At 57.3% G+C, this 10,949-nt stretch carries 9 protein-coding genes and 3 tRNA genes; 10 read left to right on the top strand and 2 right to left on the bottom strand.

The window, feature by feature from the left end; genetic code table 11:
• Positions 1-6: 6 nt before the first annotated feature.
• Positions 7-1,749, bottom strand: coding sequence for a 30S ribosomal protein S12 methylthiotransferase accessory factor YcaO (gene ycaO, locus ACQUQP_RS08910; protein ID WP_432698443.1), 1,743 nt, complete (start codon positions 1,747-1,749; stop codon positions 7-9).
• A 151-nt stretch (positions 1,750-1,900) separates the two neighbouring features.
• Here ycaO and ACQUQP_RS08905 point away from each other — a divergent pair.
• From ACQUQP_RS08905 to ACQUQP_RS08880, 6 genes are all read left to right on the top strand, one after another.
• A tRNA-Asn gene (locus ACQUQP_RS08905) sits at positions 1,901-1,976 on the top strand.
• Between the two features lie 25 nt (positions 1,977-2,001).
• Positions 2,002-2,077 (top strand) — tRNA-Asn (locus ACQUQP_RS08900).
• A gap of 16 nt (positions 2,078-2,093) precedes the next feature.
• Positions 2,094-2,170 (top strand) — tRNA-Pro (locus ACQUQP_RS08895).
• Positions 2,171-2,238: 68 nt separating this feature from the next.
• Positions 2,239-3,495, top strand: a complete 1,257-nt coding sequence (locus ACQUQP_RS08890) for a glycosyltransferase (protein WP_432698442.1) — start codon at positions 2,239-2,241, stop codon at positions 3,493-3,495.
• A 125-nt stretch (positions 3,496-3,620) separates the two neighbouring features.
• Positions 3,621-4,391 (top strand): NAD(P)-binding domain-containing protein, encoded by a 771-nt coding sequence (locus ACQUQP_RS08885; RefSeq protein WP_432698441.1) that lies wholly within the window; start codon positions 3,621-3,623, stop codon positions 4,389-4,391.
• 126 nt (positions 4,392-4,517) lie between these two features.
• Entirely contained in the window at positions 4,518-5,738 is a 1,221-nt protein-coding gene (locus ACQUQP_RS08880) for a nucleoside recognition domain-containing protein (RefSeq protein WP_432698440.1), read from the top strand.
• Positions 5,739-5,782: 44 nt separating this feature from the next.
• Here the strand turns inward: ACQUQP_RS08880 and ACQUQP_RS08875 are convergent, their stop codons facing one another.
• A complete protein-coding gene (locus ACQUQP_RS08875; RefSeq protein ID WP_432698439.1) occupies positions 5,783-6,103 on the bottom strand; it encodes a hypothetical protein in 321 nt (106 codons plus the stop codon).
• A 678-nt stretch (positions 6,104-6,781) separates the two neighbouring features.
• Here ACQUQP_RS08875 and ACQUQP_RS08870 point away from each other — a divergent pair.
• From ACQUQP_RS08870 to ACQUQP_RS08855, 4 genes are all read left to right on the top strand, one after another.
• On the top strand, positions 6,782-7,246 hold the full coding sequence (locus ACQUQP_RS08870) for a FecR family protein (RefSeq protein ID WP_432698438.1): 465 nt from the start codon (positions 6,782-6,784) through the stop codon (positions 7,244-7,246).
• Entirely contained in the window at positions 7,243-7,785 is a 543-nt protein-coding gene (locus ACQUQP_RS08865) for an OmpA family protein (RefSeq protein ID WP_432698437.1), read from the top strand. The genes ACQUQP_RS08870 and ACQUQP_RS08865 overlap by 4 nt, the downstream gene beginning before the upstream one ends.
• Before the next feature lie 19 nt (positions 7,786-7,804).
• The gene (locus tag ACQUQP_RS08860) at positions 7,805-9,142 is read left to right on the top strand and encodes a TolC family outer membrane protein (RefSeq protein ID WP_432698436.1); all 1,338 of its coding nucleotides are present in this window, start codon (positions 7,805-7,807) and stop codon (positions 9,140-9,142) included.
• 429 nt (positions 9,143-9,571) lie between these two features.
• Positions 9,572-10,903: a hypothetical protein gene (locus tag ACQUQP_RS08855; RefSeq protein WP_432698435.1), complete on the top strand. Its 1,332-nt coding sequence runs from the start codon at positions 9,572-9,574 to the stop codon at positions 10,901-10,903.
• Positions 10,904-10,949 lie beyond the last annotated feature (46 nt).

The following is a 10,949-nucleotide window of genomic DNA, read 5'->3' as shown; positions in this document are numbered from 1 at the left end:
TCAGTTTCAGCCTTGGCTGTTTGCATCCACTTTCAGAGACTGCAAGCGTTGATAAGCTGCCAGCAGTTCGCTGTGGCGGGTAAAGGTGCCCAGCTGCTCGCTGTCGGTTTTGAACTCCTCGAAGATTTCAGCGCCGCGGGACATGGCTACTGCACGCTTGAACAGCGGCTCACCATGAATGCTTGTCAGCAGCTTGCGATAGTTTTTCAGCTCTTTGACCGGATCCAGAGTAATTGAGAGCACCGCTTTCACACAGCGCAGCAACAAAGCGCGCTGCGCTGGCACGGAGTCAGCCCCCAACACTTCCTGGATTGCGTCTATTGCCTCTTCCTGCCGCCCCACCGCAAGCAGCAATAGCAGCCTGAGCTCCCCAACGCTTAAATGCTCCCAAATCGTATCGGGATCGGGAACAAGCCCCAGGAGATCGGCGACAGTGAGCGACTCATCAAAGCCTGCCGCGTCCAGATAGTCCAGCAGCTCCGGGTAGACCTCGGCGTCCAGCTCATTGATACCCAGCAACGGCGCACGCATCTCGATCGCCAGGTTATTGTTTTGTTTTATCAGTTTGTCGACCGGATAGACCTCTGACATGCCCGGTACGATGATCCTGCAGGCATACAGGCCCAGGTGCTCGTAGTCCGCGATGTAGATATCCATATCGACACGATGAATGCGCTGGCTCAGCGCTTCGAACTCCGCCTGACTGTCACCTTCGATATTCCACTCGGTAAATGGATAGTCCGTTTCGATGGACAGAAGGTCCCAGGCTACCTTTCCGGCGGATTCAAAAAAGTGTTTCTCAAGATTCTCGGGCGTGCCCACCTCATCCAGATTGAAGGTCGGTTCACTGAAACCAACCAGCTGGTCCGACTCGCTTCCATTCAAAGCCGAGGTAAAGGCTCGTGCCATCGCCACTTCAAACTTGGGATGCGCGCCAAACACCGCACGACAACCACCATCATCCGGGTTGATCAGTGTCAGATTCACCAGAGGGAACTTGCCGCCCAGGGATGCATCGCGGATCTCCACGGCCAGGCCCCGGGATTTGAGCAGGTCCAGGGTCTCTATAATCTCGGGGTAGCGGCGCAGCACGTATCCGGGTATCCGCGGCAGGCTGATGCCCGTGGAGATAATCGTGCTCTTTATATGCCGTTCAAAAATCTCTGACAGCGCCTGTACCCGTGCTTCCCACTTATTATTACCCGCCGCCATGCCGTTGCTGGCGTACAGGTTGCTAATGATGTTGACCGGAAACCAGACGGTTTCAGCGCTACGCTGACAGACGAAGGGCAAGGCACAGATGCCTCGATCCCAGTTGCTGGAGTTCAGGTCAATCAGATCAGCCGGATCCAGCTCATCGTGAAAGTCGTAATGATCCCGGGTCACCGAATCGAGCAGGCCATCCGGCCAGCGCCCCGCAGCAGGCTCGAACCAGCGTTCGTTGGGATAATGTACGAATTCGCCATGCGCTATCTGTTCACCGAGGTAATAGTCGGAGAAAAAACTATTGGTCGCGGCCCGCTCGAAGAACTCCCCCAACGCACTCGCCAGCGCCGCATCACGGCTGCTCCCTTTACCTCTGGTTGAAAGGGTCGGGCAGTTCCGATCACGGAGGTGTACCGACCAGACATGAGGTACCGGGTTGCGCCATTCCAGCTCTTCAAGCTCGAAGCCCAGTGATTTCAACCTATCTTGCATCTTGACAATTGACTGGTTCAGCGGGGCATCTTTTCCGGATATGAGGGTCATGGGGCCTTGGCTCCTGATCGCGCTTACGATGGATGTAAGTCATTATTTGATCAGGAGATTACACTGCATGAGCCGGTTACGAAAACTTTTAAAATTCTTCCTTGACGCACCCCATCCGCCTCATTAATATACGCGGCCTCGGTTGAGGTGTTCCTCGATAGCTCAGTTGGTAGAGCAGTAGACTGTTAATCTATTGGTCGCTGGTTCGAGTCCAGCTCGAGGAGCCAATCACCTAAATCGAGAACGGGATATTCCTCGATAGCTCAGTTGGTAGAGCAGTAGACTGTTAATCTATTGGTCGCTGGTTCGAGTCCAGCTCGAGGAGCCATCCTGAAGTAGAAAGTCGGAGTGTAGCGCAGTTTGGTAGCGCATCTGGTTTGGGACCAGAGGGTCGGGGGTTCGAATCCCTCCACTCCGACCATCTTCTTCACCTCCCCTCCTGAACCACCCTTTAGATCCAAGCATTCTTATCCGGGTGGATTATTCTGCATGAACGTTCTCGTTATCGGTTACGTCTGGCCTGAACCTGCATCCAGCGCTGCCGGTTACCGTATGCTGGCCCTGCTTGAGGCTTTTCGTCGCCAGAACTGGCAGGTCACCTTTGCCAGCCCCGCCGAGAAGAGCATCCATCGCACCGACCTTCCCGCTCGCGGCATCCAGGAAGTCAGTATCGCCCTTAACTGTTCCAGCTTTGATCTCTTTATCAGCGAACTCCAGCCAGATCTGGTGATGTTCGATCGCTTCATGATGGAGGAGCAGTTTGGTTGGCGGGTGGAAAAACACTGCCCGGATGCTATCCGATTGCTCGACACCGAAGACCTGTCCTGTCTGCGCCACGCTCGTCACCAGGCCAGCAAGCAAAGTGGACAGGTTGAACTCGATGTCCCGGCGGAGCAGCTGTTATCGGAGCATGCCAAACGTGAAGTTGCCGCTATCCTGCGCAGCGACCTGACACTGATGATATCCCGGGCGGAGATCGCTCTGCTTCGGGAGACTTTCAAGGTTGACCCGACACTGCTGCTGGAAAGTCCGTTCATGCAGCCCGCGGTCACATCAGAACAGCAGCAACTCCTGCCCTCTTTTAATGAGCGCCAGCATTTCATTGTCATCGGCAACTTCCGCCATGCGCCTAACTGGGACGCGGTACTCTGGCTGAAGCAGACGATCTGGCCGCTGATACGAGCCCGACTGCCGGAGGCCGAACTGCATATCTACGGCGCCTATCCGCCACCCAAAGCGACACAACTGCACAATCCCAAACAGGGCTTTTTGATCCGCGGCTGGGCGGACGACGTGAACCGCGTGATGCGACAGGCTCGCGTTAATCTGGCCCCGCTGCGCTTTGGCGCTGGCCTCAAGGGCAAACTGGTCGACGCCCTCGCCTGCGGCACCCCCTCTGTGACGACCTCCATCGGCGCCGAAGGCATGGCCGGCGACAATGACTGGCCACAACCGGTAACCGATACGCCCGAGCAGTTCGCCGAGCAGGCAGTTGTGCTTTACACCGATCCCGAACGATGGCTGAGCTATCAGCAGCAGGGCTTTGAGCTGCACAACCGGCGCTTTGACTTTAATCAGCATGCCGATGCCCTGATTGAACGGCTACAACAGCTCCGGTCTGAACTGGACAGCCACCGCCTCGCCAACTTCACCGGCGCAATGCTCAGACACCACAGCATGAAAAGCACCCAGTATATGGCGCAGTGGATCGAGGCCAAGAATCGCGTGCTTGATAAAGCCGATTAACAAATTCAGTGACCAGGCTCGTCAGCGCGGCCCCTCTATCACTTTTTACGCTCTGGACGGCTACGCCGAGGCTCAGCCTATAATGCAGACCGCAAACATCTTTCAGCTGGAGCGGAGCGCGTGCAATGAGCAGATCGATCGGTATTCTTGGCGCCGGACATTTGGCCAGTTATGTGGTCGCGGGCCTTCGCAATGCGGGTGACAAACGCCCGATTCTGGTATCACCACGCGGGATAACAACGGCTGAGCGACTGCGCCGGGACCATGACTGCATTATCGCCCCCGATAATCAAAGCCTGGTCGACCAGTGCGATCTGCTGCTGATCGCCGTCAAGCCCGCCCAGCTTGAAGACCTGCTCTCCAATCTCAGCTTCACCGCCCACCATCTGCTGATCTCCTGCGCTGCCGGTGTACCGCTATCGACATTGAAGTCGCTGGCAGGCTCCGCCGAGGTGGTGCGTACTCTCCCTTTGGCGCCTGCCGAGTTTGCTGCTGGTGTCGTGCCGCTCTACCCAGATCATGACTCGGCCAACGCGCTGCTCTCGCAACTCGGGGAGCTGATCGTATTCGATAGCGAAGACAAGTTCGAGCTGGCTGCGACCGCCGCCTGCATGAACGGCTGGATCTACGATTTTCTTGATCAGCTGACCGACTGGTTTACCGGGCAGGGACTGGACGCAGATCAAGCCCGCGCGCTGGTTACCCATTCGGTTAGTGGTGCTACAGCCCTGGCTTCGGCCCGCCCGGAACTGCCGTTACGGGAGATATGCGACTCCATCGCCACCGAAGGTACCTTCACGAAAGCGGGGCTGGATATGCTCAGGCAGCAGAATGCGATGCAACCCTGGATCGATGCCTGCGCCGCAATCCAGAATGCGCTAAAAAGCGGCAGTTAGCGGCTCACTTTCCGAGCAGCTGCTGCGCCCGCTAACAACCTGGTCATTCGCCATTGCAGCACCCGCGGTTAGATCTGTTATGCTCGGGCGTATACTGGCTGCTCTTCTGAGCAAGGGAGATGGAATTTGAATCAGGTTTGGGCGGGCCTGATGCTGATAAGCATCCTGGTTGCTTCCATACGCTGGGGAACCGGCGACACGGAGGTGTTGGAGAAAGTAGTCGAGAGCAGCTTCGATATGGCGCGCTTATCGGTGGAGATCGCCATCGGCCTGGTGGGGTTACTGGCGCTCTGGTCGGGCTTGTTTCGTATCGCCGAGCAAGCGGGACTGGTCGCTAAAATCAGCCGAGGCCTCACGCCACTGTTCTCCCGGCTGATGCCGGAAGTACCCGCCGGCCATCCTGCGCAAGGCGCCATCACCATGAACCTTGCGGCGAATATGCTGGGACTGGATAACGCCGCCACGCCCCTGGGGATTCGGGCGATGCAGGCACTGCAGCAGCTCAACCCCGTTGCCAATACCGCCAGCAATGCGCAGATCCTGTTCCTGGTACTTAACACCTCCTCGGTCACGCTGCTGCCGGTAACGATCTTCATGTATCGCGCTCAGGCCGGAGCGGCCAGCCCTACCGACGTGTTTATCCCGATACTGCTGGCCACCACGGCATCGACCCTGTCGGGCCTGCTGGCGGTCATGGCGATTCAGAAAATCCGTGTAGATGCTGTCATTCTTGGCTGGCTGGCCGGGTTAGTGGCAGTGATCGCAAGCTTCATATACTGGCTGGGTCAGTTGCCGGTTGAACAGCTCTCACAGGTATCATCCAGCGTCGCCAACGGCCTGTTGCTGCTCATTATCGGGCTGTTTGTAGCTGCCGGACTTATCCGCCGGGTGCGGATCTACGACGAGTTTGTCGAGGGCGCCAAGTCCGGCTTCGAGACCGCGGTTATGCTGATTCCCTACCTGGTCGCCATGCTGGTGGCGATCGGCATGTTCCGCGCCAGCGGTGCCCTGGAGTTATTACTGCAGGGCATCGGCTCCCTGCTCGCAGCTGCCGGCATCACCACCGCTTTCGTCGATGCCCTGCCGGTGGCGTTTATGAAGCCATTCAGTGGCAGCGGCTCACGGGCGATGATGCTGGAAACGATCAACGCCTACGGCGTGGATTCGCTGGCGGGACGCCTCGCCGCAATCATGCAGGGTTCCACTGAAACCACCTTCTATGTACTGACGGTGTATTTCGGTGTCGTCGGCATCACGCGGATGCGCTACGCCCTCTGGGCCGGCTTGCTGTGCGATGCGGTGGGCATAACCACCGCGATTATTGTCGGCATGTGGTTTTTCGCCTGATCCATCAACAGATCAGGTTACCAACCCTTGAATGTCGCTCACACTCAGCAGACCGACAGGCACAGATCCGCCTCGCGGCCCAAACCGAGGCGAATTCGCAATATCTCCAGTTGCAGGTCGAACCCCGCGATATCACGGGTGCGCACCACGTCCTCGGAGAGCGTATATGACCGCCCCGTCCGGTACGCCTCTTCAAGCGCATCGATTTTATTAAGTGCTCGAATCTGAGCCTGCAAGGCAGCAACCTGATGATCAATCCGCCCCACTCCCTGATCATAAAGCCCTATTGCAACAGCATTTATCGAAACCAGCAGCGCTGTCAGCGCTACCAAGGGGCCCAAAGCCCGACACGTTATATCAAACATGAAACACCTCCAGAAAACCTGACGGTTAACGAACCAGAGGTGAGGCTGGTAATTCAAAATCAAATCAACAGCTTAATAACTTAATCTTAGATGATCGGCCTTCACCCGCCATGCACGGAGAAAAACCCTACAATTACCGAGCCACTTTCAAAATTAATAAAGATTAAAACGCACTTACGTTAGCACTAAAGAATTAGCTGACGGTGCATTTCGGCATCCTGGGCATCCTGGGCATCACGCGGATGCGTTACGCCCTGTACACTCTTCAAGCGTATCGGTCTTATCGAGTGCTGGAATCTGAACCGGCAAAGCAGCAATCTGAATGATGTCCGTCGCGAACGGACAACTGGCGGCTACGCCCTATTCGGCCAGGCTTGATATCCAAAGAAAACAGCTGCCGCGTTATAAAAGCCTGCTCTGACCAGGCACAGGAACCGGGCCGCGATAACTTAGACCGCATAGAATGTCGGTTCGAGCTACCCCATAGAGCCTATTTTCAGATGTCTCTGTAGTGCGACAGTAAACCCGGCGCAAACAAAATTCTTCTCTGAGGGTAGCTTTTCGCTTGTAGCAAGACGCCTCTGGGCTAGAATATTATTGCCTCGTGTATCATAAACAAAACAGGTTTTATCGCCGGCGACAAGCATGAGAGACCGGCGGGTAAAGGAGAACCCAACGATGTCCCCAGCAAAAAACCTATGCCTGTCACTGGCTTTGCTGACGCTACCCATGCTGTCTTTCGCGGAATCGATCGCGACCATCAAAACCCTCGAGGGCGATGTCTCAGTAATCCGCAATGGCGAAACCCTGAGCGCCCAGCTCGGCGCACGCGTCAATGAACTGGACCGTATTATCACCAGTAAATCCGGCAGCATCGGCCTGCTGTTCGATGATGACACCCGCCTCGGTGCAGGCCCCAACTCTGCCCTGTCACTGGATAATTTCGCCTTCGACGATAGAAGCAACGACGGCAACCTGGATGTGAAGGTCAATAGCGGCTCCCTGGCAATGATTGCCGGCAAACTGGTCGAAAAACGCCCCGGTGCCGTCAAGGTTCAAACGCCTACCGCCATCCTTGAGGTTCCTGATACCGAGTTTGCCATCAAGGTAGCCAACCCGCTTGATAAGGAAATTGCAGAATGAGCCGATCAGCCAAACTGCTTGGATCCACGATTCTGCTGTCCACCCTGACCGGGTGCACCGTTTATAGTGGCGCTGTAAATACCTTCGGTCCGGACACGCCAACCTCTGACCTGGCTGCCAACGATGGCGGCGAAATTCTTCTTTCCAGCGAACCACCACCGTTCTGTCCTGCACTGCCAGGCGATGCAGCCGACGCACTGCCGCCTGCACCTATCTACTCCCTGATCTACTTCAATTTTGATTCCGACGTAATGACAGATGCCTCACAGCAGGAAGCCCAGCGCCTTTACCAGGCGGTACTGGAGCGCGCGGCACCTGAAGTGATCGTCACCGGTCATACGGACACCTCTGGCTCCAAACCTCTCAACCAGGCACTGGGCCAGCGCCGCGCAGACGCAGTTCGTGAGGACCTCATCGAGATCGGGGTGGACGCGGATACCATCACCACCAGGTCGCTCGGCGAGACTCAGCCACTGATAGATACGGGTGATGGTGTTCGAGAGGAACGGAACCGCCGTGTCGAAATTAACTTACGCTAACTGAATTCAAGGCCAACCTATGGACAAGCAAAGGATGCGCAAGGCACTGGTAGTAGCTCTGGCTGGCGCGACTCTTGGGATCGTTTCGCCGTTAACTCAGGCGCAAACGATCGATGAGGCGATCACGGAAACCATGGAAACCAATCCACTGGTTCTGTTCGATGCCACTCGACGCCTGACGGACGAGCAACAGGTAAAAATCGCGAAAAGCGGGTACTACCCGAAAGCCGACCTGCTGCTTGGCTACGGCTACGAATGGACTGATAACGCCGGCACAGCCCCTGACAGCGAAGACATGAACCGGCGCGAGGCAACGCTGAGCGCCAGTCAGATGCTCTATGACGGCTACGCCACCAAGAGCCGCGTCGATGCAGCGGAATCAACCGCTTCATCTTCGGCCCTGGCCCTGCTGGCAACGTCAGAAGACACGGCACTGAGTGTCACACGGGTGTACCTCGATGTACTGCGCTACCAGCAATTGCTCGATTTGACCAACGAAAACCTGGAAGCGCACCGGGACACCTACAACAGTATCAAGCGTCGCTTCGATTCGGGTTTCGGCTCCGAATCCGACCTGCAGCAGGCAGAAGCGCGCCTGGCACTGGCGTCATCAAACAAGGTTGTTGCGGATGGCAACCTGTGGGAAGCGGAAATCAACTTCGAGCGTGTGGTCGGCCACCCGCCGGAGGATCTGCAGATGCCCACCGACAAGTGCTGTACTTACCTGCCGTCTACACCTGAAGACGCCGTTGCCATCGCTCTGACCGAACACCCGGCCCTGCTGGCCGCGATCGCCCGGCATGAATCAGCGCTGGCACAGGAAAACGTCGCACGCTCCGCCTTCCACCCGACGCTGCACCTGGAACTCAGCGCCAGCTCCAATCACGGTGTTGATGCCTCCGACTTCCGAGAAGACGAAGCACTGGCGATGCTCAGGGCACGGTACAACGCTTACAACGGTGGTGCCGACAGCGCCCGTGTCAAACAGCTCGAGCATCTGAGCAAGGCACAGCGGGCATCCGCCATCGCGGTACAGCGTGAGCTGAAAGCCAACGCCCGCTCCTCCTGGAACAAGCTGAACAACATCTATCAGCAGCAGGAACAGCTGGAGAGACACTCGCTGTCAGCCGACGAGACCCGTAAAGCCTACTGGCGTCAGTTTGAGATTGGGCAGCGCACCCTGCTTGACCTGCTCGACTCAGAGAACGAGTACTTCACTGCTCGCTCCGACGAGATTAACGGCATGTTCGACGAATGGTACGCCCGTTATCGTCTGCTTGCCCATGTTGGCAAGTTGATGGAAGCGATGGAAGTTTCACCGGACTTCGAGAAGGTCAGCCTGGCTGCTGCCCAGTAAACCTGAGCGCTGCCCTGCCCGGGGCAGCGCCAATCACCCCCTGCCTTTAAACCCGGTTCAACCTGCCGGCCCGCCCTTCAGCTTTCCGCTGAATAATTGACGTTTTTTGTCAGCATTAAGTATATTGGTCCAACTAATCGTGCTGACAACAGTTTCCCCGGCAATCGCCAATGCTTAAGCGCTGAATAGCTTAAACCGATGGTTGCTTAAACCCTGATTCGCTTAAACCCTTAGCTGTCTGACTCTCTTGCGGCTCTTATCAGGAGTTCGGTAGACGCGGCCTGCACCCTCTTTATCCGATCTGCAGTAAATCACCGGCTCCTCACCCTGCGCAAACGGGTGATCAGGCTATCCGCAGCTACCGACCCGGAAACACTGACACGCCACAGAACACGCCCAAAGCTTCCAGCGCCACCGACAGAGAACAATATGAGCACCGCGAACACCCAGACCGTCGATCAATCCGACCTTGTGACCTTGCTGCCCGGCATCGTACTGGTTTCGATACTGCCACTTAGCACCCTGGCGGCACTCACCGGGCAAATCCCCGGCTACCTGGCCGGCATTCCCGCCTGGATCGCCCTGGCCCTGTTGTTACGCCATCAGCAGCGCGGACAGAGAACACAGCGCATCCTGTTACTGGCGGTCGGCGTGCTCGCTCTGGTAACCAGCCTGCTTATCGGCGGCGATGGAGCTGGTTACCTGCTCAAGGCTCTGGAAGCCAATCAGATGATTATCGCCATGCTGGTCGCCGTCAGCTTCCTGCGCCTGGTTACGTTGAGCGGCCTGGAAACTGATGAACAGCTGCCGCCCGGCGCGCGTGCCCTCAACGCCACCCTTTTTGGCGGTCACCTGATCGGCTCGGTGATCAATATGTCGTCGGTGATGATTCTGGGTGACAGGCTCAGCGCACAGAGACCGCTGACTCCGTTACAGGGCCTGACGCTGCTGCGCAGCTTCGGCAACTGTGCCGTCTGGTCGCCCTTTTTCGCAGCGATGGGCGTGGTACTGATCAGCGCTCCGGGCGCCAGCCTGAGCACACTGGTACTCTACGGTATACCCGTGGCAGTCATCGGCCTGCTGCTCACCAGCTGGCAGATAGCCCGTCACCCTGAGGTCGCGGAAACACCAGGCTACCCGCTGCACCTGGGAGCACTGTGGATTCCAACCTTTCTGGCGGTACTGGTAATTATTGCCCACCAGCTCTGGCCTGACGTGTCGGTGATCACGCTGGTAACTCTGCTATCCCTGCTGTTTACCCTGCTCTGGTTGCCGGTAAAAAGCGGTCGCAGTGCTCCCGGCATTCTGGCAACACATGTGCGCCACGGACTACCGCGCTTGGGAGGTGAAGTCACCCTGTTTGTGGCCGCCGCCGTGCTGGCCGCCGGTATCGGTGCCCTGCTTCTGTCCCTGGATATCCGCCTGGCGCCGGCTCACTTTGGCCTGGTGGCAGCCTGCAGCACACTGGCCGTGATGATCGGCCTGGCAATGATCGGCATGCACCCGGTCACCAGTGTGGTACTGGCGGGCAGCATACTGATGCCAAGCGTCGATGACCCCGACCTGCTGGGCATCACCCTGTTGCTGAGCTGGTCACTTGGCGTCAGCCTGTCACCCTTTTCCGGTGTTCAGATCAGCCTGCAGTCGCGCTACGGTATCGGCGCCCTGACGCTGCTGAAGCTGAACCGCTTCTACGCCCCGGCCATGCTCGCCATCGGCTTTGCAACGCTGGCGATCTATACCCATCTCCACGGCGCCTGAACAGGCGGGCAAAACAACCCCTATGGGCGACACCAAACTCGCTCAC

The organism is Marinobacterium sp. YM272, assembly GCF_050908845.1.
Lineage (GTDB): Bacteria > Pseudomonadota > Gammaproteobacteria > Pseudomonadales > Balneatricaceae > Marinobacterium_D.
The sequence above is the reverse complement of the archived record's forward strand: the minus strand, read 5'-3'. Positions and strand labels throughout refer to the sequence as shown.